This is a genomic window from Williamsia soli (assembly GCF_017377795.1).
In the GTDB taxonomy this organism is placed as follows: Bacteria; Actinomycetota; Actinomycetes; order Mycobacteriales; family Mycobacteriaceae; genus Williamsia; species Williamsia soli.
This window is the reverse complement of sequence record NZ_JAFRDR010000001.1, coordinates 935050-956949: the sequence shown is the minus strand read 5'-3', so window position 1 is coordinate 956949 and position 21900 is coordinate 935050. Positions and strand designations below refer to the sequence as shown.

At 66.0% G+C, this 21900-nt stretch carries 15 protein-coding genes; 4 read left to right on the top strand and 11 right to left on the bottom strand.

Going from position 1 to position 21900, the window contains the following annotated elements; translation table 11 throughout:
• Positions 1–185 precede the first annotated feature (185 nt).
• Positions 186–800, top strand: a complete 615-nt coding sequence (locus tag J3S28_RS04250) for a hypothetical protein (RefSeq protein ID WP_207837862.1) — start codon at positions 186–188, stop codon at positions 798–800.
• Between the two features lie 88 nt (positions 801–888).
• On the opposite strand, the gene J3S28_RS04245 is transcribed toward J3S28_RS04250, so the two are convergent.
• The 8 genes from J3S28_RS04245 to J3S28_RS04210 form a co-directional block, all read right to left on the bottom strand.
• Positions 889–1602, bottom strand: coding sequence for a copper chaperone (locus J3S28_RS04245; protein WP_207837860.1), 714 nt, complete (start codon positions 1600–1602; stop codon positions 889–891).
• A gap of 6 nt (positions 1603–1608) precedes the next feature.
• The gene (locus tag J3S28_RS04240) at positions 1609–3366 is read right to left on the bottom strand and encodes a tyrosinase family protein (RefSeq protein ID WP_207837858.1); all 1758 of its coding nucleotides are present in this window, start codon (positions 3364–3366) and stop codon (positions 1609–1611) included.
• Between the two features lie 14 nt (positions 3367–3380).
• Entirely contained in the window at positions 3381–7901 is a 4521-nt protein-coding gene (locus J3S28_RS04235; protein WP_207837856.1) for a hypothetical protein, read from the bottom strand.
• 3 nt (positions 7902–7904) lie between these two features.
• A complete protein-coding gene (locus tag J3S28_RS04230) occupies positions 7905–11597 on the bottom strand; it encodes a LysM peptidoglycan-binding domain-containing protein (RefSeq protein ID WP_207837853.1) in 3693 nt (1230 codons plus the stop codon).
• A complete protein-coding gene (locus J3S28_RS04225) occupies positions 11597–12946 on the bottom strand; it encodes a serine-threonine protein kinase (RefSeq protein WP_207837851.1) in 1350 nt (449 codons plus the stop codon). The genes J3S28_RS04230 and J3S28_RS04225 overlap by 1 nt, the downstream gene beginning before the upstream one ends.
• A gap of 25 nt (positions 12947–12971) precedes the next feature.
• Entirely contained in the window at positions 12972–14816 is a 1845-nt protein-coding gene (locus J3S28_RS04220; protein ID WP_207837848.1) for a S8 family peptidase, read from the bottom strand.
• Between the two features lie 224 nt (positions 14817–15040).
• A complete protein-coding gene (locus J3S28_RS04215; protein ID WP_207837845.1) occupies positions 15041–15817 on the bottom strand; it encodes an enoyl-CoA hydratase in 777 nt (258 codons plus the stop codon).
• The gene (locus J3S28_RS04210; RefSeq protein ID WP_207837842.1) at positions 15814–16902 is read right to left on the bottom strand and encodes an enoyl-CoA hydratase/isomerase family protein; all 1089 of its coding nucleotides are present in this window, start codon (positions 16900–16902) and stop codon (positions 15814–15816) included. The genes J3S28_RS04215 and J3S28_RS04210 overlap by 4 nt, the downstream gene beginning before the upstream one ends.
• A 178-nt stretch (positions 16903–17080) precedes the next feature.
• Here J3S28_RS04210 and J3S28_RS04205 point away from each other — a divergent pair, with 178 nt between their 5' ends.
• Positions 17081–17344, top strand: coding sequence for a hypothetical protein (locus J3S28_RS04205; RefSeq protein ID WP_207837839.1), 264 nt, complete (start codon positions 17081–17083; stop codon positions 17342–17344).
• Here J3S28_RS04205 and J3S28_RS04200 read toward each other — a convergent pair whose 3' ends face one another.
• On the bottom strand, positions 17345–18016 hold the full coding sequence (locus tag J3S28_RS04200) for a PaaI family thioesterase (protein WP_207837836.1): 672 nt from the start codon (positions 18014–18016) through the stop codon (positions 17345–17347).
• A 139-nt stretch (positions 18017–18155) separates the two neighbouring features.
• On the opposite strand from J3S28_RS04200, the gene J3S28_RS04195 reads away from it, so the two are divergent.
• Both J3S28_RS04195 and J3S28_RS04190 read left to right on the top strand, forming a co-directional pair.
• Positions 18156–19142, top strand: coding sequence for a GGDEF domain-containing protein (locus tag J3S28_RS04195; protein ID WP_307796820.1), 987 nt, complete (start codon positions 18156–18158; stop codon positions 19140–19142).
• A 40-nt stretch (positions 19143–19182) separates the two neighbouring features.
• Positions 19183–20118 carry a 1,4-dihydroxy-2-naphthoyl-CoA synthase gene (locus J3S28_RS04190; protein ID WP_207837834.1) on the top strand — a complete coding sequence of 312 codons (936 nt, stop codon included), beginning with the start codon at positions 19183–19185 and terminating at the stop codon, positions 20116–20118.
• On the opposite strand, the gene J3S28_RS04185 is transcribed toward J3S28_RS04190, so the two are convergent.
• Positions 20112–20363, bottom strand: coding sequence for a hypothetical protein (locus tag J3S28_RS04185; protein WP_207837831.1), 252 nt, complete (start codon positions 20361–20363; stop codon positions 20112–20114). The genes J3S28_RS04190 and J3S28_RS04185 overlap by 7 nt on opposite strands.
• 133 nt (positions 20364–20496) lie before the next feature.
• Entirely contained in the window at positions 20497–21534 is a 1038-nt protein-coding gene (locus tag J3S28_RS04180) for an alpha/beta hydrolase (protein ID WP_207837828.1), read from the bottom strand.
• Between the last annotated feature and the right edge of the window lie 366 nt (positions 21535–21900).

Genomic DNA, 21900 nt, shown 5'->3' with positions numbered 1-21900 from the left:
TGAGCGGGCGTACCTGAGGGCACGGGCAGGTTGCCCCTGAACCCGGCGGGTCAAACCAGAACGCCGAGGTGCCGACCTGCGTCTTTCGAATTGCGGCCGAGCACGCACTGCCTTAAAGTGACCGTGACGATCATCATCGGGTGCACCCTGCACTCGGACATCGCTGTCGAAAGGTTTGGTCATCCATGACGGCTCGAATTGCACGGCGCACAGCTGGAGTCGTATCCGGTTGTGCTGCGGCCCTGTTGATGTTCCCCGCGTTCGCCCACGCCGCCCCGGGCGACGTCTCCATCAGTCCGACGGTCACGGGAAGCAACGCCACTGTGACGATCACAAACGGATCCGGATCCCTGATCGGCTGCAATTTATACGGACTGCCTGCGGACACTGCCGTCACCGGGGATACGAAACCGGTGTTCGGCTACACCAACCCCGAGACGTTGAGTGCTGTCATCCAACCCGGCTCCACGAAGACGGTTCCGTTGAAACTCTTCACAGAGACCGGCCCGGACGGGTCCGACACCCTGCCCGACGGCACCTACGACCTGTTCTGGGGCTGCTCCGAGGTCCCGCTCGGCGAGGGCGCCGAACAGTGGGGCACCCCCACACCCGTCGGCCCGAACTCGACCGCTGAGCCCTCTCGCCTCGTGCTGCCGGGTGCGGCTCCGAGCACCGCGCCTTCCGTCGAGCCCGTCGCGCCAGTTGAACAGCCGGCCGAGACCTGCATCGGCGAGATCTGCGTGCCGCCCGAGGTTGTCGACATCATCGGCGAACTCTGGGAGACCTACGCCACGCCGTAGATCAGTGGACTGTTGCGGGCCCACAAACGCCGAGCGTTTTTCTTGCACGGCTTTGCTGTTTGTCAAAGCCAGGGTATGAGCGCCTCGCTCAACCCACGACGAGCAGCACGGCTGCGGGATACGCCAGCCCGACGTATCCCACGAACAGCCGTAGGCGGTCTGGACGTACGAGGACACGCTCGGCGAACACGATCGCGCCCACGAGTGCCGTGACGAGTAGTGGATGTCCGAGGAGGACCACCGCGACCATCGCCGGACCGCACGTGTGTACACACCAGTAGCCCTGGTAACTACCAAACCTCAGACACGATTGGTCGGCTGGTCGGCCGTCGAATCGTATCGGCAGGGTTCGGTGACAGCGCCGCAGCGCCTTTCGCTTCAGCGGCGTGAGCTCGTACAGGGCCGCGGCGGACAGTGCGAGAACACCGATCCAGACGGGTCCACCGATGATCTCGACGACGCCCAGAACCGGCACGCCCACCACCACCCACACCGCCACGAAGCCCGCAGTGAACAAGAGAATCGACCGCTGCCGACGCTGTCGTCTGGTTGCGTACGCCACGTACCGAATCGCCGGAACCGTCGCGGGGAGCATCATGGCCACGACCATCGTGAGCCACATAGCGCCCGAGTCGAGAGCCGCCGCAATCGAATAGGACTGCATCTGAGCGTGATCGGCGTGTCCACCGGACCGCATCGCCAGCATGCACCACACGATCCAGGCAACGACCACCGCCGCGAGCACCGACCACTGCGGCCGCGACCTGAGAAAGGCGGGTGCGGCGACGGCCCCGGCCGACATCGCGATTCAGCCGAGCAAGATGCTGACGGACCCGACCTGCACTGATCCGATACCCACCGTGTCGCCGGCTTCACCGATCGGTTCGAATCGCAGTCCCAGGCGGCTCGGGTCGAAGTTGCCTGCGGCGACCAGCGACTCGACGATGTCGGTTATCTCAAAGGTGAAGCTCAGGCCGTGCTCGGCATCGGACCTCATCGACTCGGCCAGCCCGAACAGCGGCAGGTTACCCACCCAGGCGCCGTCCCCGCCGTCATCGACATAGACGCCGAAGGTGGTCGCCGGTATGTCGGTGGCGACCAGGTGGTCGATGGAGATGTAGACCCGTCCAGGGCTGTCGAACTGCAAGGCGGCGAAGTCGGGCATCGACAGCTCGACGGTGTTGGCGATCCCGTTCACGAGCTCGAGCGGATTGTCGATGGCGCCAATTGTTTGCGGCGGATTGTCCTCGGTCACGGCCAGTCCTCTCACCGGAGCCACACCTGCCGACGAGGGTACAGACAGGTCCTCGTACGTGTGCGGACGCGAGCTCGGCGATACGACATCACGGACCGCGACCGTCTGCGCCCCACCCGCGGAGTCGGCAAACCCGTACGTGCGGTTGAGGAAAGCAGTATCGACGGAATCGCGACCCGCTCCGGTGTTGACGCGCCAGACTTCCCACAACCGATCGATGTTGGAGTGGTGCAACCAGAAGATCGGATCGCCCGCCGCACGATCGAAGTCCATCATCTTGCCGTTGACACCACCCACCGCGCCGTGGACGGTGCCGTGCGGCGTGCTCTCGAGTGCCCCCATGATCTGGTTGCCCGACTCGTTCAGGTGATGGAATCCGGTGATCGGTCCGCCGAAACTGGGGAAAGGCGCAGCAGCAGAGAAGTCGCGCGCCCGGAACCAGCCGCTGGCCCTGGTCTCTGCGGGGGTCAACCGCGCCGGGGTCGACAGGCTGTTCATCCCGGGGGCACGTTCGGCGTCGAACAGTGGGTTGGGAGCGCCGTCGAGATCAGGCATTCGGAAGATGGGCGGAAGGGCGTTGCTGTCCGGGCGGTCGTAATCCCAATATGGCAGCGCCCAGGTCTGTTTGATGTCATCGGGCGTCAGCGGGTCGGCGGCGATGATCTCGCGGCACACCCTTTCGAACTGGTCGAGATACATCCGGTGCCACGGCAGGAAGTACCAAGAGAAGTGTTGGCACTGATTGCGCAGACCGTCCTGCGGATCGGGGGTCATCCCGTGCACCTGGGTGTGGTGTGACCACCACATCCTGCGATCGGTGCCGGCATTGCGCTTGAGAACGCCGACGGCCCGCGCGTAGGCCGTCAGGATCGGATGCCGCTGGTCGACCGCAGACAGGTGCCAGGCATCGCGCCGCACCAGAGTCGTCGGGGGCGGCGGTGGCGGCGGTGGCGGCGGTGGAGGCGGTGGAGGCGGTGGAGGAGGAGGTGGCGGCGGGGCCGGACTTTCGACCGCCACCCGAATTTCGTCCAGCCTGCGAACGGTTCGAGGTCCGACGTCATCGACGATCTCAGGCTCGGGAACCAACAGTTCGTCACGCTTGAAACGATGTACGGCGCCCGCGGACTCGCTTCCGTAGTCACCGTCGGCACCGAAGAGTGGAAGCGCTCCCGGATCCCAATCGAGTAGTGCGGTCTGAACTTTCACGACGGCTGGGTCGTTACGGTTCTGCACCGTCGATATGCGTTGCGGCCCGTCGGCCGCAATGGCTTCCAGGAGTGGATCGCCGCTGAACAGACTTGATGTGAGCATGTCGGACCTCCAGGTCACAGGTACAGATGATCGGCATATACGAGACGGGAAATGCTCTGGGGTGCGGTCTGACCCGGTTCGGCGTCCGTCGGTAGCAACTCGTGTTCCTCGAGCAATACGCGAACCGTCGTGTCGGCACCCGGTGTTGCGAGCCGGTGCGCGGGCTCAAGCGGCAGCTCACCACTCCAACTCGCGGCAAACGACTGCGGGTCGGCACCTTCGAGGTCACAGTCGACACTGGTCACGGTGGACCAATCGAGGTCCGAGGTGGCGTCGACGGCCCTGGTCTGCAGACTGGCACGCACCTGCCTGCTGTTCCGCATCCGCGCCACCGTCGCCGAACCGCCTTGGAGACCTGCCGCCGCCGCGTCGGTACCCGGAAGGTCGGTGACCGCGAAGGTACCGCTTACGGTGACCCGGACCGCCCCCTCGTGCGGCCGGTTCAGCGTGCAGATCCGCTGTGGCAGCAGCTGGACGAAGTCGGTGTTGGTGTCCGAGGAGAAGTGGCAGTCATCGACGGCATTCGGTTGATACCGAGCAACATTGAGTCGAACAAACGGCCAGGCCTTGTCGGCGGCGTCAAACCGTACGTCGACGAACCAGCGGCGCCGGGTCACGTCGTATTCCGGCGTGAACAGGTATCCGATGACGTTGTCTCGGTCGGCTACGCGGCCATGGGGTCGCCCCGGCCTGCGCTCGACGTCGACCTCGAGGGCCAACGCGCGTTCTTCCCACGCCGACTGCAGCGGGAGTTCGGTCGCCGTCCCGAGACCCGGACCCAGCACGGCCGGATCACGCCCCCACAGACTCACCACGTCGCGTTGACCCGCAGGCGCATCCGGCGCGCCGATCATCACCGCCAGTTGTTCGCCGTCACCACTGGCGAACCAGGGCCTGTCCAACCAGATGCGCAGCGCGCTGTGCCGGATCCGGCGTACGGCAAACGGGTGCTGCGGTTCGCTCAGTTCCTCCCAGAAGAACACCGGGAGCACTTCGTGGACGACGGGTGCCGGTGGTCGCTGCGAACTCAGATGCCGGACCTCCACCCCGTTGCCCGCCGACGCCGGGTCGTCGGCGGCAGGCAGTTCCGCGGGCTCGAAGAACTCCCGATAGCGCGACGATCCGTGCAGCCGGTACGTCACCACCCGGGTACGGGTGTCCGGCAGCGTATGGGTCACCGGACGTTCCGGGATCCCGACCGGCCTCGGTCCAACGGCCTGGTCGATCGACACGATCGACCTCGTCTCCTGCGCTCCGACCGGGAACGTGCTGACGACCTCGGCGCCGCTGACGACGCCGGGCTCGGGCAGTGCCGGGTCGTCGACGATCCCCGACCAGGTCGCCCTCAGTTCGACGCTGTCGGTACTGCTGCCGTGGATGTCGAGGGTGCCCAGGATCTCGGCGCCGAGCACTCCCTGGACGCGCGGCTTCGTCCGCAGGGCTGTGATCGTCGGCGGCGTTGCGGGGCGGGTGGTCGCATTGACCAGACGCAGGTCGGTGCTGGGGGTGAGCCACCACAGCCATCCGTCGGTTGCGGCCTCCTCGAGGATCGCACGATCGGTCGCTGACACCGCGGGGTCGTGGACGGCATGAAAGCGCCACAATCCCAGGGTCTCCAACGCCCCCCGGTCGATGATCGACGACACCGCAACACCGACCTGCTCCCCTGGTGGCAGCCCGATACGCACCTCGTTGCCGTGCTGCTCGGCGCCCAATGTGTCGGCGCTGTGCAGCACCAGTCGCAGCCCGGCGACGGCCGGCCAGTCCCCCGAGTACGGGATGGTCACCGACTGCAGGATCCGTCGATCAGCGAGGTGGTGATCCGCCCCTGCTTCATAAAAGATGAGCGCGACGCCTCGTGCCATCGGATCGGGGAGGTACGGCACCACCAGCGCGTCGGTGTCGTGGACGACGTACTGTCCCGCCGCGGGCTGGGCCTCGTCGTTCGGATGCGGCATGGCCGGGTCGGTACGCACACCGCGGTGCTGCAACTGCTCCAACGTCACCGCCGCGGCGGGGTCGACGGTCGGAGCGGACTCCAAACGCACCGGCCACGGCACCGGATTGGTGCGCAGCGGGTCGTCGAGGTCCTGCACCGAGGTGTGGAACAGATTGCCCCGCTCCCGCAATGCCGTGGCGTAGGCCCGGCGACGCGACGCCGGGTCCGGCGAGGTCATCAGGGCGTCGAAGCGGCCACCGTGTTCAGCTTCGGTCTGACTGACCTTCGGTGGGATCACGTGCCGCTCGGTGGTGGTCGACCCGGAGTCTGTCGTGCGGATCACCATGCGGTTCAAAGATTCAGCGAACGTCAAACGGTGACGCGGCACGATCGTCGGTTCGGTGACCGGATCCCACCGCAGGAACAGCCGCGGCGTGGTGACCGTCTCCGGCCCTCCCGACTGCGCGAACAGTGCCGCGAAGTCCGTTGCCGGAGTGTCCAGCTGCGGACGGATCTTCAAGCTGGTGGCGACCTTTTCGATGCGTGCCATCGCGTCATTGACCCGGCCGACGAGACCGCTGCCGCTCGCCGGATCGGTCGCCGAACGCTGGGACGCCAAGAATCCGGCGGCATCACGTGCCGCGAACTCCTGCCGCAACGTCTGCACATGGGTCTCGGCGGTGACGACGGCCACCGGGTCCAGGGCGTCGGCCGCTATCGTGCCAGTGGGGTGGGACACGACGTTGCCTGCCAGATCGACCCCGAGAACGCGAAATGCGTATCGCCGTCCGTAACGCAGGGCGGGCAGAGATCCTGCTCGCGGCGAACTGCGCACCACAAACGATCCCGGCGTCGCCTCGCGACCGTTGTCGGTCAGGATCTCACTGCCCGGATCGACACCCTGCCCGCTGTCGTGGACGATGCTGCGGCCCGGCCGCGGCGCGGACAGACTCCACCCGTCCCAGCCGGCGACGACCTCGTGCAAGTAGTACGGATTCGCCGGATCACCTGGTACCCGGCTCGGCGAGGCACCCTGCAACAGACCGCTGTCGGGAACGTCGGTGAGCACCACCGTGCCGTTCACCTCGACGGTCACGGTCCGCTCGTGCAGGCTGTGCCACACCCGGGTGTGGTCATCCCACACCTGCACCTGCAGGCCCCGGACGAGTTCACCGAATGTGAACCGCGGTGGGGCGACCCCGGGCGTGGAGGCGAGAATGTCGGTTCTGCGGTTCTCCGCTGCGCCGACGGTCCCGCGCACGGTCGTCACCCGATTGGTGTTGGCGATCGCGAAACCATTGGAGCGCAACGTTGCCGGAGCGAAGTTCACCTCATCGCCGTTGAACTCGGCGGCCTGCGCACGGGCCGCGGACCGCAGGTGCTGTTCGAGTTTGAGTCCGGCGGCGTCGGGGTCGAGGTCCAGGACCCGGTATTCGGGCCTGCCGACCGTCAGCAGTCCGCTCTCCCACCGGCCGTCGGCGCCATTCGTCGCCATGAACCGATCCCCGTCGACCGCGCATCGGGTCACCGGCGACAGCAGATTCTCGACACCGGGGATCGTCACCTCACAGGTCACCTCGATGGCGCCGGCCAACGTCGCCGGATCGTCGATCTTGAGGTCGAGAACAAATCCGAGGCGACGCGCCAGCGCGGGAGTGTTGCCCGCGGCGGCTGCCAGCGAATGGAATTCAACCTCTGGCTTGTCCGGTCGTGGTCGTGAGTCACCGTCCGCGAGCGGCGGCGGCTCGGACTCCTCGGGGCGTCGGTAGTACTCGGCGCTCGCGTGGCTGTCCACCAGCATCCGCTCGACCGGCGCGGCCTGACCGGCGGCCGGAGCGAGTGCGACGACAGGCCCCTGTGGCTGCGGACGGGGAGATCCGCGCAGCAGGCCCGACAGATGGTCCGACACCGCGCGATCGAAGGTCTCGAAGGCCGACGGCTCACCGGGTCTGCGGTCGAACAGTGTCGACAGCAACGACTCCGGTTGTTGTAGGCCTCGATCGCCGCCGTCGGTGCAGTCGCAGCCATCCCGCACCGACCGGGCCCGGTCACGGCGGGCCTTGTCGATCGCGGCCTCAAAGGCGCCGCGACTGCGGCGGTGAGCTGTGAACTCCCCCAGCAACGGGCCTGTGCCGTCGATCCTCCTGCAGTACGCAAGGACCGCCGTCGCGAGACGACTGTCGCTGACCGACGGCGGTGTCACGGGCGAGGAGAACACCGAGGCGTAGTGCGCGTCGAGACCGTGGTCGCCCATGGCCGACGCGGGAAATGACTGCCACGGCGCACCCTGCGTGATCTTGGGAGCCGGGAAGCCGGTCACCGTCGTGGTCGCAGGAAACGCTGCCGCCCATCCCGCCGGATTCAACACCGCCGTCAGCGGACGGCACGCGATCGGATCCGGCGAACCGTTGACACGCAGTGTGATCTGAGCCCCGCTCAGCGCGCCGGGCCAATCGATCAGCGCTGGGAAGTCGGCGAGGGTCGCGGCTGCGCCGTCCGGGATGAGCCGGTGGGTGAAGAACAGCGATACGTGGAAGTCCGCATCGGACGCCACCGAATGCGGCAGCACGGTGGTCATCAATCTGGTGGTGGCCATGGTTCATGCTCCTAGTGCGAATGCGCCGAAGTAGTTGTCCCACATGACGTCGCCGCCGGAATCGGGCGGCATGATGTCTCGTAAGCTCGGGTCACCCCTGGACCCGGCCAGGCGACGCTCGACGGTCACCTCCACCGACGCCGAGAAGAACAGCACCTCGACCTCGATCACCAGACTGGCGCGGCCGACGAGTTTGCCGGTCGCGGTGTCGTAGGTCAGTGACAACTCCAGCGTCAGCGAGGCCGAAGCAAGGCCGAGCACATCGACCTCTCCGCGAATCCGGAAGTAGGCGGTCAGCTTGCCCTCGTCACCTTCCAGTCGCAGGTAGATGCCGATCATCACCGACACCGACCCGGACGCGACCCCGAAGTCGAGGCTGAGTGCAGCGCCGGCCTCCAACCCCATCTCCAGCAGCACCAAACCCTTGGGGCTGAGCCGAATACCGACCCAGCCACCGCCGCCGATCGCCATCACGGTGAGGCGGAACGGCGCCTCCTTCTTGCAGAATCCGAACCCGACGGTCACTGCTTGGTCGAGGAACGGCACGTGACAGTCCGCGTACAGGGCGATGTTCTCCAGACTGAAGATCCCGAGTGGAATCGAGGGCAGCGCCAATTCGAACCCGGCTTTGACGCCGTTGGTCGACACGTCGACGAACGGCGGATCGGAGAACCCGTCGAACGGGATGACCTCGCGGAGTTTCTCGATGAACTCCAGCGGCCCCTCGAACTTCATGCCGTCGAAGACCACGTCGATCTCGGGTTTCCGACCGGTCGATGTGCGAAACCCGATGCGGCTGAATCGCATCGAGATCAGGCGGGCGCCCGGCAACAGCGCAAGCGTGAAGTCGGTCAGTTGCGCACTGACGTCGGCGCGGGGTTGGTCACCGGCCCGGACTTCGACGCTGATCGTCAGCCCCTGGCGCGACGGGAAGAACACAGCGTTGTTCTCGTCGGAACCAACCGGCCAGGGTTCGAGTTCGGGTTGCCACTCGAAACGCACCACCCCGGTGCGCAGCGAGGTCAGGACCGCAGCCAATGTCGGATCGTTCGCCGTCACGGTGATCTGCCGGAGCGCATTCGCCGGTCGTTCGATCAACGATCGAGCCGCGGCGGGCAACGCCGGGTTCGCTACGAGATCCTGGACCTGGTCCAGCACGCCGGCAAGCACTGCCGCTTCGGCAACCGCCGTCGCGGCACTGCCGTCGACTCCTGTCAGGACGCCGTCGAAAGCGTCGGCCAATCTGTCTGCAGCGCCCACGATCTGACCACGTACATGGTCGACGTCCCCCAGCAGCGTCTGTAACTGTGCGGTGGCGCCACCGTGGGTCGCCTTGACAATCTCGGCGTTCACCTGCGCAGACAATCGGTCGAGCGCGACTGTCAACCGCTGGTGCTCCGACCGCAGTCCACTGACCACATCGAGCGCTTCACTCACAAGTTCTGGTGCTCTCTCAAGGCCGGTCCCGTCGGCGATCAGCTCGAGCAGACCGAACATCCCGAACAATTTCGGCCCCGCGTTGCCCAGGAATGCCGCTGGGTCGAAGGTGCCGGCGGCCAGCGGGCTTCCGGCGGCAACGTCCTTGTCGCCGATGGCTCCGAGAGTCCGTGAGATCGCGTCAACGGTGACGTTCGGCTGTACGAAGCCTCCGCTCTCGCTGCTGTTGCCCCCGAAGTCGAGCACCTGCGGCCCGGTCAGGGTGAGGAACACTTCCGCCGGTCCGCTGAACCCCTGGGCTCGAAATCGTGGCTCATATTCCACCGACACCGGTGCGTTGCCGCCATTGAGCGCGCTCAGCGCCGGGATCACGAGCTGGGACTGCTCCACCCGGGGTGCCACGAACTGGTCGGTGGCGTCGAAGTCCGCGGCGAAGGTGAGTCCCTCGACCTGGAACGTCGTATCGCCGGCGGTGCTCGGCGGTGCCATGGCAACGGACTTGTTCAGAACGGTGAGCTCGGAGCGGACCCCGTTCCACTTCTCCGCGGCCGGTGTCATCAACGCCGCGAACTCCCGGTCGGTGTCGACATCGAGAAGTGGCACGAAGACAAGGGGGGTCTCGATGGCGATGGCCCGCCCCGCATGATCGATACCGGTCACCCGCCACCGGAAACTGCCCACACCCTCGATCTCCGCGACAAAGGGCCGCGGCCCGGTGTCAAGTCGGATGTCGGGCGTGACAAGCGGCCGCACGGCGAGGTCGGTGAAAGGCATCGCGAAAGGAGCGGAGCTGGCCTTGCCGGTGTACCTGCGCGAGGGTTCTCGCACCACGATGAACATTCGCTTGATCAGCCGGGCCACCGGATCCGGGCCTGGTGCGATCTGCCGTTCGGTGATGATGACTCGCGTGGCGCGGTGTCCGAACGGATAGAGCAGTCCTGGCTCGTCGACCCTGACGTACGCGTCCCGGCCCATGGGTGCGAGGTGCCGGTAAGCCAGAAGCTTGTTGGCCGCAGTCGCCGCCCACGACGCGGACCAGTCGATCCAGGCGCCGACGGCACTGAGCGCGAACGTCCGGACCGACAGGGGTTCGGGCTCGACGCCGTCGACGCGATGAGAGGTCAGCTCGACGATGTTCCGTCGATGCGCCGACGTCAGCGATCCCGTGGGTTCGGCTTCGGGCGGCGCCTGGTCGTTTCGCGTGTGGAGCGCGCGGACGATGCGCTGGGTCTGATCGAGGCGATCGATGCCGACGAGTTGGCCGTCGACTTCGCGACGCACCGCGAGCCGGGTGGTCCAGAGCTCGATCCGATGCGGATCACCCGGCGCGGCAACGGGTTCTGCGGAGTGCGTGAATGCGCCGCGAGAACTCGGTGACACAACCAGCCGGAAGGGTGCCTCGATGGCGGTGTCCCGATCTGTCAGCTGGGCAGGTTTGTCGGGTACCTCGACCGGGATGTCAGCTGGGTCGGGTCGCGGTGTCGCAGAGGGTGACACGGCGAGTTTCAGAAGTGGCAGCACCCGGAGGATGCCTACCGTCGTGAACTCGATGCGGGTACCGGACGGGACCTGGAAGACGACCCTCGATTCCTTCGCGGCCAGGATCCGAGTGGGCGTGACCGTATCTGCCGCGACCTCGAAGACGTTCTGGGGGCCGAAACGGACGACGATGTGCGCGTCGTCGGTCACCGCACGCAGATGCCTGGTCGGGTCGACAACCGGGATCGCGGGAGTCGGCCCGGGTGGTCCCGCGATCCCCGGGATGAGGAACACCTGCCCGGGAAAGATCAGATCAGGATTTCCGATTCCGTTGGCTGCCACGATCTCGGGATACCGTCGCGGGTCGCCGTAGAAGCGGCCTGCGATGTCCCAGAGGGTGTCGCCCGGGACCACCGTGTACCGCACTTCGCCGGGCGGAGGCGGTGGCGGGGCGTGCGGTGGACTCGGAGTCTCGACCCTGAAACCGGATGCGGTGCAGGCGAGATCGACCAGGTCCGCGGGTCGGAGCAGCTGGAAGTCGATGGGCTCCGGAGGAGCTTCCGGCTCGATCGGGGGCGGCGGCACAGGCTCCGGTGGCGGTGGCGGCGGCGGCGGCGGAGCCAGATCGGGGATGTGCAGAACCTGCCCCGGGAAGATTAGGTCGGGATTGGGAAGGCGGTTGGCGTCGGCGATCACCGGAAACAGCTCGCCGCGCCCGTAGAAGCGGGTGGCGATGGCCCATAGGGTGTCACCGGGAACGACGGTGTAGTCGTGAGCCATCAGATGTCCCTCCCAGCATCGGTCGAGGTCGTGACCGGCAGGAGCATCGCGCTCGCCACTACCCAGGCCAGCGTGGGTTCGAAGATGTCACTGTGAGCCCCTGAGGGTGAGTTCCCTTGAGCCACATATTCTGAGGCGTCGAAGTTCGAGATGGCGTGGCGCCCGAACTGGTAGGTCGTCCCGACCGGGCCGAGCGGTGCCGGCACCACGCCGTGCGCTCCGTGCGATCCCATCGCCCGCCATCGTGCGAGCGGGTCTGTCGCGCCGGCGGCATCGGCACCTGTGCCTCCCAGCATGCTCGCGATCGGATAAAACGTACCCAGCGCACGATCGTGTTTCGAATAGCACACCGAAATCGGACCGTCGACCCGGTTCAGGGTCCCGGCCAGTGCCCCGGCGCCTGAACGGAAAGGAAGCTGGTCGGTGAACGCGAACCGGGAGAACGCCGCCTGCAACAGGGTGACGGACTTGACGGGAGATGCCTGACCCTCTGGTAGTACGGGCAATGCAAACGACACCACGCGGCCGCCGAAACTGTGCCCCACCAAATGGATTCGCAGCTCCGGGAACTCCGAACCGAGCTGCTTCACTGTCGGGCCCAGGCCCACGCTGCCCACCGTGCCCGCCCGCTGCTTCATCCGCCAGTAGGACGCCTGCCTCAGCGTCTCCTTGGCCCCTGCCAGGATCTTCGCGCCGACGTCGCGGAGCCCGGCAGCACCGACATCCGGGGCGTCGATGATCGCCCCGGATGCCGTAATCGTGTCAGCCAGATACTCGAATGTCTCCGTCGGAGTGCGATGGTCGGTGAACATCCCAGGCAGCGTTGGCGCAGAACCGCTCTCACCGTCGTCGAGGTCCGGTTCGATCCGGCTGAACGCTTCGATCTCGCGGTACAGCGCCGCGATCGACTCCTGGGTCACCGGCACGGCGAGGAGCCCGGCGACAGCATCGAGATTGCTTGCCCGCTCAGGAAAGAGGTCTTTGAGGTCCGCCAGGATGTCGGGGTCCAGCTCGGAGGTCAGCACGGTGCCCGACGACGTGGTGACCACACCGGCGGATCCCCCGCCATCGACGGTCGGCGGCTCGAAATCCGGGATCGGCTCGTCGCGCCAGAGCTGAGAGGGCCAGTACAGACCGACGAAGCCGACCTTTGCGGCGACGTCCAGGTGGGGCCGCAACAACCCGAACCACCGCTCGTACAGCGACGTCGCCTGCTGCGCGCCGTTGTTCCAACCATGCGAGAACACCACCAGATCGCGGATCCCCGACTCCCGGATGTTCGTGATCAGGTTCGGTACGGACCCCGGGGCGGGATGGCCGTCGGCGTCGTAGGTCAACGTCCACAACATTGCAGATCCTCTCGTGGGAACGGTGTCAAACTGATTGGAGTGCGCGCATCAGATCCAGCAGGCCGCCACCCTCGAAGGCGCGGTCGCGACCGAGCGGTGTCGCCGAGTCGACGAAGATCTTCTTGATCTCCTCGGGCTTGCCGATGAACTCTTTCTGTACGGACAGGAACGCGGCGATCGCGCCCGATACGTGGGGCGCAGCCATACTGGTGCCGCTGTCCTCCACATACACCGCGCGACCGTCGAGTCCCTCGGGATGTGCGTTGAGGACGGGTTGCAACATGGCACCGGCGGCCGCTGAGGTGATGCGTTCACCGGGCGCGACCAGGTCGGGCTTGCACCTGCCGTCACCGGTTGGCCCGCGGGACGAAAAGTAGGAGATGCCAAAGGTGTGTGGGGCATCTCGATGCGTCGAGCCCACCGTGATCGCCCGCGCAGCGTTTCCGGGATCGTTGATCGTCATGGCCGCACTGAACTTCGTCACCATCGACTTTCCCGGTGCCAGCGTCACGTAGCCCGAGTTGCCCGACGCAGCCACCACGACCACGCCGGAGCGGACGAGTTTGTCGACCTCCAGACAGAGCGGGCTGCGACCGCATGCGAACCATTCGGGGTCGAACTCATAACCGAGACTGAGGTTGACGCCGTGGATACGCGGCAGCTTGTCGCTTGATGCGTTCAATTCCCTGACGTAGGCCAGCGCCCGGATCACGCGGGTGACCCGCGTCGTGGGATCCCCGCTCGCCAGTACCTTGAGGCTGACGAGCCGTGCGGCGGGGGCCATGCCTGCCAGCTTTCGGGGGTCACCCACCTCACGGGGTTGGGTGATCGGATAGTCACCGGCCGCGACGTTGAACCGTTGTTCGGTGACCAGCGGGGTGTGCTGGTCGTCGGCCCAGTATTCGAGACCGCCTGCGATGACCCCGGCCACGTGTGTCCCGTGACCGAGTTCGTCCTGCAGCGCGGTTGCGGGGTCGTTGCTCTCGATCGTGAAGTCGCGGTGCAGGTCTCGCACCGATCCGTGGGTCAGGGTCTCGTACCCGACGAAATGCGGGTGGTCGGCCTGTACTCCTGAATCGACCACCGCCCAGACGATGCCGTCTCCGAAACTGTTGAAGGCACGATGAGCCGCCTGCGCCTTGATCGTCGTTGCCGACACATCGATCTGCGGATGCACCTCGAAGTCAGGCCAGATCCGGTATACGGCGCGATCCTCCCATGCGCCCGCAGCGCAGTCCGCGGAGACGAGGCCTTCGATCTGACCGGTGGTCAGATCACCGGCGGCGTACTCGTCTGCCAAGAGGAACGGTTCGCCTTGTCCGCCGATGTATTTCCACAGCGACTTGATCCGGTCCATCGCACCGTTCGGGCCCGAACGGAAACGCAGGTTCAGCTCGATCATGATCGGCCATCGGCTCGCTCGGGTGCGAGGCGGCACCGCGTCGGAAGCGTCGACGAACATCTGGCGCAAGGCAGGGGTCAACACGCCGGCGAGTACGGGGTTGCGATCGGCGGGTCCTGTCGCGGCCGGTGACAGCGCACGTTCGGGAACGGCCTGCGCCCGCGTCTCGGCGTCGGCGAGGGAGTCACGACCATGCTCGGTGAGCATCCACACCGCGCGCGTATCAGCCTCTCCCGGATGACTCACGACCAGACCGGCGCCGACGAGCTCGTCGATGGCGGCCCGGACCTGTCGATGCCAGGTCGGCTCCTGCTGCTCGTACAAACGAGCCTGATCGTCGAATCGAGAGGCGAACCGTGCCCCGACCATCTGGCGCACCCGCTGATCGTCGGCGGGCTCGCCGAGTTCTGCCACTGCGCCGACAGCGCAATGGACACGATCAACCCAAACCCGACCGACCTCGACCATGTTTCGATCGTGGCAGCGCCGAGCAGCGTGGGCGCGCGTAGTGCACTACCTGTTTTCGAGTAGTGGGCTACCCCAGGGCTCCTCGCGCTCAGGTCGCACGATGAACAGATGATGTCCTCCGGCGACAACGACGACACGCTGCTCGCCGCGCTGCCCACCGTCTATTCGGTCGCCCTCCGCCTCAGGCGCGCAGGCGAGGTAGTCGACTTTTCCGCGATGGCGTCTCAGCGGTGCGAGAAGCTTGCATCCCGCTTCTCGACGAACGCGGCCATGCCCTCGGTCTGATCTTCGGTGGCAAAGGTCGAGTGGAACACGCGGCGCTCGAACAGGATTCCCTCGGCCAGGCTGACCTCCTGCGAGCGGTTCACTGCCTGCTTCGCGAGAATGGTGATGGGCAGCGACAGCTCGGAGATGGTGGTGGCTACGGCGATCGCATCCTCGAGATAGGTCTCGGTCGGGACGACCCGCGAGACCAGCCCTGCGCGCTCTGCCTCGTCGACCTTCATCCGGCGTCCGGTGAGCACCATGTCCATCGCCTTCGCCTTGCCGATCGCGCGGGTGAGTCGTTGCGACCCACCGATTCCCGGGATCACACCGAGGTTGATCTCGGGCTGACCGAACACCGCGTTCTCGGCGGCGATGATGATGTCGCACATCATCGCGAGCTCACAGCCACCACCGAGGGCGAATCCCGCGACGGCCGCGATCACCGGCGTGCGCACCTCGACGAGATGTCCCCAGGCGCTGAAGAAGTCCTCCGAGAGCATGTCGACATAGGTCTTCTCCGACATCTCCTTGATGTCGGCGCCGGCGGCGAAGGCCCGCTCGGACCCGGTGATGACGATGGCGCCGACCGACGGATCGGTGTCGTAGGCCTGCGCGGCCGAGACGACCTCGGCCATCAGCTGCGAGTTCAGGGCGTTGAGGGCCTTCGGGCGGTTCAGGGTGATGATCCCGACGCGGCCCCGCTGCTCGGTGTTGATGGTCTCGAAAGTGGTCATGACTGGGCTCCATTCGTCAGGGTGAGGTCGTCGGGCAATGGCGCGAAGAAGCTCTCGACCACAGCGGTGTCGACGTCGCTCAGCGTCGGCGGCGACCACTTGGGTTGGCGGTCCTTGTCGATCACCTGGGCGCGGATGCCCTCGGCGAGCTCGGGGTGGACGAGAAAGTGGATCGACACCCGGAACTCGTTCTGCAGTGCGGACTCCAGGGTGGTGTCGGGGGTGATCGACCGCAGCGAACGCAGGGTCACCTCCACCGACGTCGGCGATTTGGCCGCCACGACGTCAGCAGCTGCGCGGGCATCGGGATCATCCCGTCCGCGAAGGTGTTCCACGATCTGCACCGCGGAGTCGAACGCGAATGCCTCGTCGATCCAGTGCTGCTTGCCGAGCAGTTCGGCCTCGGGCGGCGCGACGGTGAAGTTCTTGATGACCTCTGCGACCGATGCGGCGGCCGGGGCCTCGGCGGTCAGGGCCTCTACGAAGGCGGGGATCTGCTCGGCGGGCAGGTAGTGATCGGCGAACCCGATCGCGATCGCGTCGGCGCCGTTGATGTTCGCGGCCGTCAGCGCCAGATAGGTACCCAGTTCACCGGGAGCATTCGCGAGCAGATGGGTGCCACCCACGTCCGGAGAGAAGCCGATCCCGACCTCGGGCATGGCCATCCGGGTGCGATCGGTGACGATGCGGGTGTTGGCGTGCGCGGAAACGCCGACGCCGCCGCCCATGACGATGCCGTCCATCAACGCGATGTAGGGCTTCGGGTAGTGCGAGATGTAGGCGTTGAGGACGTACTCGTCACGCCAGAAGACACCGGACGGGGTCGCGAGCGCGTGCTCCAGGTCGTCGGAGACCGAAGCGTCGCGGTGAATGGCAACGATGTCGCCGCCGGCGCACAGACCACGCTCGCCCGCACCGTCGAGCAGGACGGCCTCGACGGCGTCGTCGTCGGCCCACTTCTCCAGGGCAGCTTGGATATCGACCACCATGTCGTGGGTCAGCGCGTTGATGGCTTTCGGCCGGTTCAGCGTGATGCGCCCGATCCGGCCTTCGGTGCGAACGAGGACGTTGCTCTCGTCTGACATGTCTCTCCAATGCTCGACTCCCGGGCGTCTCACATAGTTGCATATCCTAGTGTCTTGAGTCCAAAGTCACGTGCTCGAATACCCCCGGCCCCGGGGATCTGCGCAACTGAATCCGGCAGTGGCGAGGGTCACCTCGCTCGAGAACGGTCGGCGATCGAAGCGACTCCATACTGGAGGGATGCTCCCGACCACTCTCTTCTACGGCCTGGTGCTGCTGAACCTGCTGTTCGTCTGCGGAGCATGGACCCTCGCCAAACCGAGCAGGCCCGCGGCCTACGTCCTGATCGGCGTATCCGTCTTGTGGGTGCTGTTCAACGGGCCGATCGAGGGGCACGTGATCCTGTCATTCACCCCGCAGAAAGGACTCACCGAGTCCGACCTGCTCAGCTTCGCCGGTGCGGGTATAGCGCTGTGGGCGCTGCGCAAGCGCAGGCGCTGGTAGTCAGGGCTGCCCGGGCTTCAGTTTGATGAACAGTCCGTCCGCCTCGGCGCACAGGGTTTCGCCGTTGTGCAACGTCGCCCGCAGGAACACCTTTCGACCATCCATCCGGTCGACCCAGGACCGAAGCTTCAACTCCGTGTTCAGTGGTGTGATCGCGCGGTAGTTCACGGTCAGGTAGGCGGTCCGGGTGATGCCTTTGGAACCCAGCGCACCCGCCATACCCATCAGATCATCGAACGCGACGGCCACTTGACCACCATGAGCGGCGTTGTTTCCACCCAGGTGATAGCGGCGGAAGGTCAGTCGGGCCTGAACGCCCTCTTCGCCGGCCTCGTCGACCTCGTACGGCGGCAACGTGATGTTGCCGCGCGCGGGCAGATCGATCCGCCCGCCGGACGGTGCCCGCCACTCGTCGATGGCGACCTCGTCCAGCTTCGCGTTGAGCACCTTGAGTTCATCGATGACCTCGGCCACGAGCTCCTCGGACGGCAGCGCCGCCTTGACCCGGTCCATGAACGTCCGGACCTCCTCGACGAACTCCCCGTACCGGGGTCCGCCGCGTGTCAGGTCGATGTCGAAGTCGGGTCGGAAGCCACCCTCGTGGTGGGCCTCCTGTGCCGTGTCCGTCGCAAACGACCCGGCCGTCTTCTCAAGCGGACTTTCTTGACTCATTCTGATGACACTATCGACCGGCCCTGACCTCAGGTGACGCGGCACCGCGGCAGCAAACCCGGTCCGCCACCACCGGGTGGACGATACTGGTTCTGATGCGGCGACTATCCGGCTCGAGGATGTCGAATCGAGCCATGCTGTGAACCGGTTCAGCCTCGTCCGGGGCACGACCGGTCAGCTGCTGCGACGACAACAGATCAGGGTGCTGCGCATCTACCTGGCGGCAACGACCTTTCTGTACGCGGCGGGAGTCCTGCTCACCTTCTTTCCGCTGCGTAGCAACAACGTCGAGCTGTCCAACCCGGTGGGTGGGATCGTCGCGGTGGCGCTGGGTTCGTTCGGCTTGCTCTACCTCGCGCGCACCCCGACCAACCTCGTCCCCGCGATCGCCGCAGCGATGATCGCCACGCCGGCGGTGATGGCGTTCCACGTGCTCGCCGCCGCCGAGTTCCTGTGCCTGATCGCCGTCATGTTCCTCGCGATGTACCTGATCGCCTTCTACCGGATCGACCGCGCACGCATCCTGATCGGCGTACTCAGCGTGGCGGCTGTCGTCGCATTGGCGGTTGCCCCGGCCCAGAAGTCGGCATTGACCTACGTCGTCTTCGTGGTCGCGATCGTCGGTGCTGCCGAATCCTTTGGCCTGGTGACACGCGCCCTGGTGACCATCGCCTGCACCGATCCGCTGACCGGACTGCTCAATCGCGCCGGATGGGAGATCGCCACCGCCGATCAGCTTGCGCGTGCCCGAGCAGCGCACACCACCATCACCGTGGTGGCCCTCGACATCGACGACTTCAAAGCCGTCAACGATGAGTTCGGGCATCAATTCGGGGATGAACGGCTGGTCGACTACGCGCAGCAGTGGCGGGCCCTGATGCCCGAGGACGCCGTGTTCGCGCGCCTCGGCGGGGATGAATTCGCCGCCTGCCTCGAAGGCGATCGCCCGATGCCTGCAGCGAAGATCGTCGACGGCATCCGCCGCGGCCCCAGCGACGCCAGCGTCGGCTCGGCAACCGGGTTGGCGGCGATCTCCACCATCTCCGACCTCCTCGCCGAAGCGGATGCCGATCTCTACCGGATCAAGCGAGCCAAACGCACCGGTGGCGCGGACCAAGACTCCTGACGCCCTGGACTTCTGGGTCAGGCCACTAGGCTCGGAAACCATGAGCGCATCTGTAGAGCAGCCCTTCGATCCGACGCAGTGGCACACGGTCGAGGGCTTCGACGACCTGACCGACATCACCTACCACCGGCACGCCGGAACCGGGCGTGCGCACGGCATCGTGCGGATCGCCTTCGATCGCCCCGAGGTCCGCAATGCGTTCCGGCCGCACACCGTCGACGAGCTGTACCGGACGCTCGACCACGCCCGACGCACACCCGATGTCGGGGTGGTGCTGCTGACCGGCAACGGTCCCAGCGAGAAGGACGGCGGCTGGGCGTTCTGCAGTGGCGGCGACCAGCGCATCCGCGGCCGCTCGGGGTACCAGTACGCAGGCGGGGACACCGCCGAGACCGTCGACTCCGCGCGCGTCAAGGCCGAGGGCGGCCGTCTGCACATCCTCGAGGTGCAGCGGCTGATCCGCACCATGCCGAAGGTCGTCATCGCCGTGGTCAACGGCTGGGCCGCCGGCGGTGGCCACTCGCTGCACGTGGTCTGCGACCTGACCCTCGCGTCCCGGCAGGAGGCTCGCTTCAAACAGACCGACGCCGACGTCGGGTCGTTCGACGCCGGCTACGGCAGCGCCTACCTCGCCAAGCAGGTCGGCCAGAAGAACGCTCGCGAGATCTTCTTCCTCGGCCGCGCATATGACGCCGAGGCGATGCAGCGGATGGGCGCGGTCAACGAGGTGGTCGACCACGGCGATCTCGAGACGACCGCCATCGAGTGGGGCAAGACCATCAACGGCAAGTCCCCGACCGCGCAGCGCATGCTCAAGTTCGCGTTCAACCTCACCGACGACGGGTTGATGGGTCAGCAGGTCTTTGCAGGTGAAGCCACCCGGCTGGCCTACATGACCGACGAAGCCGTAGAAGGCCGCGACGCATTCCTGGAGAAGCGGTCACCCGACTGGGACGACTATCCGTTCTACTACTGATCCGGCGCCTCTGCTCCCCTGTCGGACCCCGAATCCTGGGCCGTGTGGCCCGGGTGCGGTGTGCGGAACAGTGGCGGATGCTCGCGCTCGGCCTCAAGATGCTCGTTGAAATTTTCGATCTCTGCCGCGGTCACCGTTGCCTCCCCCTCGACGATCGACCCGCCACCGGGGGCGCCGCGACCGGTGTCGGCGGCGTCGATGGAATCGTCGGTGTGCTGAAACGGTGGAATCAGAGGTTCGCTCATCGAATCAGGATGTCGGCAAGGTCGGCATCGATACAACGAACTCCAGTTGAAATCTGGGCGAAGACAATTGACGCCCACGAACAGAACACGCCCCCGGCTGCAACCGGGGGCGTGTTCTCGTTTGGGTGTGGGGTCAGAGCCCGAGCGGACCTGCCAGGGTCGGCCAGGACTTGTGCAACTGGTCTTCCCAGTAGTGCCAGGAGTGGGTTCCCGCGGGCGGAAAGTCATAGGTCGCAGGGATGTTCAGCCGGTTCAGGCGATCGACCAGCAGTGCGGTGCAGATCCCGGTGGCGGCTTCGATGCCGCCACCGAGGATGATCTGATCGGCGAGGCTGCTCGGATCCTTGGTGTAGGCCAGGCTGTCGTACTGGCCCGGGAGACCCGTTGCGTTCGAGATGTACAGCGTCTGGCCGCGCAGCTTCGGGGCATTGATGATCGCGTCGTTGGCGATCCAGCCCGGACCGCCGTACGGGCCCCACATGTTGGTGGCGTCGCCGCCGCCGCGTCCTTCGACCGTGATCCTGATGTACGTCTCGCCGAGCTGGCTCGCGGTCGACGCGCAGCCGCTGTACGAACCGACGGACTGGTAGAGGCCCTGGTGCTCGATCGCGAGGTTCAGCACCGACGTCGCCGACGACGAGATGCCGGCAATCGAGTTACGACCGTTCGTCTCGAGCGCTGCGTCGATGATCGGCGGTAGTTCCTTACCGAGGAACGTCGACCACTTGTTGCGACCGAGCTCCGGATCGTCCTGCTGCCAGTCGGTGTAGTAGCTGAAGGCACCGGAATTCGGGGTGATCACGTTGACGTTCTTGTTCTTGAAGAAGTCGACGATATCGGTCTTGGCCTGCCAGTTCGCGGCGTCCTCGCCACCACCGGCCCCATTCAGCAGGTAGAGCGTCGGGCGTGGAACAGACCGATCTTTCGGCAGCAGGACCGAGATGGGGATGTTCTTGTTCATCGAAGCGGAGAACACCTGGAGTTCCAGCTGCTGGGGGCCGGTCTGGTTCACGCTGACCAGCGACGATCCGCCCGGCGACGTGATGCCGACCTGCGGGAGCTCGTCTGCGGACGCAGGCGTCGCGACCAACAGCGACGATGCCGTCACGACGGAGGTCAGGGCCGCGGCCACAGCGACTCGGACAAAACGGGGCGACTTACCAGCCGGCATTCTTCTCACCTGCGGAACACTAGCCGGAAATGGCCGCTGTGAGAAAGTTTCTGGGCTTATCGGTGACCGTCTTGTGTTGTCGAGGCCTTCCGGCGTCGCTCGCGGTCAGGTACCTGTCCGTATGGCCCCAGTCGCCGCCGTGCAGTGCGGTGGCAATGAAAATCCGCCGATTTCACTCGATGTTCATGGTTACGACCTGCATTTATTCACTGTGCCCAATGTTCATGTGCCGACGCAGGTATGTCGCACGAGTGGGCGGGCACGTGACCGGCACAGAAGCTCGATGTGATCGCGGTCCGATATCCCAAAAGTGGTCACCACCGGCGACAATGCTTTGTTTACCAGGTCATCTCCTGCACTTATGTC

What these genes read in the sequence shown, in the direction of transcription:
- J3S28_RS04180 (WP_207837828.1), bottom strand. Translation starts at nt 21,534, where the DNA reads ATGCCGGCTGGTAAGTCGCCCCGTTTTGTCCGAGTCGCTGTGGCCGCG.
- J3S28_RS04240 (WP_207837858.1), bottom strand. Translation starts at nt 3,366, where the DNA reads ATGCTCACATCAAGTCTGTTCAGCGGCGATCCACTCCTGGAAGCCATT.
- J3S28_RS04245 (WP_207837860.1), bottom strand. Translation starts at nt 1,602, where the DNA reads ATGTCGGCCGGGGCCGTCGCCGCACCCGCCTTTCTCAGGTCGCGGCCG.
- J3S28_RS04230 (WP_207837853.1), bottom strand. Translation starts at nt 11,597, where the DNA reads ATGGCTCACGACTACACCGTCGTTCCCGGTGACACCCTATGGGCCATC.
- J3S28_RS04215 (WP_207837845.1), bottom strand. Translation starts at nt 15,817, where the DNA reads ATGACCACTTTCGAGACCATCAACACCGAGCAGCGGGGCCGCGTCGGG.
- J3S28_RS04185 (WP_207837831.1), bottom strand. Translation starts at nt 20,363, where the DNA reads ATGAGCGAACCTCTGATTCCACCGTTTCAGCACACCGACGATTCCATC.
- J3S28_RS04220 (WP_207837848.1), bottom strand. Translation starts at nt 14,816, where the DNA reads ATGGTCGAGGTCGGTCGGGTTTGGGTTGATCGTGTCCATTGCGCTGTC.
- J3S28_RS04200 (WP_207837836.1), bottom strand. Translation starts at nt 18,016, where the DNA reads ATGAGTCAAGAAAGTCCGCTTGAGAAGACGGCCGGGTCGTTTGCGACG.
- J3S28_RS04225 (WP_207837851.1), bottom strand. Translation starts at nt 12,946, where the DNA reads ATGTTGTGGACGTTGACCTACGACGCCGACGGCCATCCCGCCCCGGGG.
- J3S28_RS04190 (WP_207837834.1), top strand. Translation starts at nt 19,183, where the DNA reads ATGAGCGCATCTGTAGAGCAGCCCTTCGATCCGACGCAGTGGCACACG.
- J3S28_RS04250 (WP_207837862.1), top strand. Translation starts at nt 186, where the DNA reads ATGACGGCTCGAATTGCACGGCGCACAGCTGGAGTCGTATCCGGTTGT.
- J3S28_RS04235 (WP_207837856.1), bottom strand. Translation starts at nt 7,901, where the DNA reads ATGGCCACCACCAGATTGATGACCACCGTGCTGCCGCATTCGGTGGCG.
- J3S28_RS04210 (WP_207837842.1), bottom strand. Translation starts at nt 16,902, where the DNA reads ATGTCAGACGAGAGCAACGTCCTCGTTCGCACCGAAGGCCGGATCGGG.
- J3S28_RS04205 (WP_207837839.1), top strand. Translation starts at nt 17,081, where the DNA reads ATGCTCCCGACCACTCTCTTCTACGGCCTGGTGCTGCTGAACCTGCTG.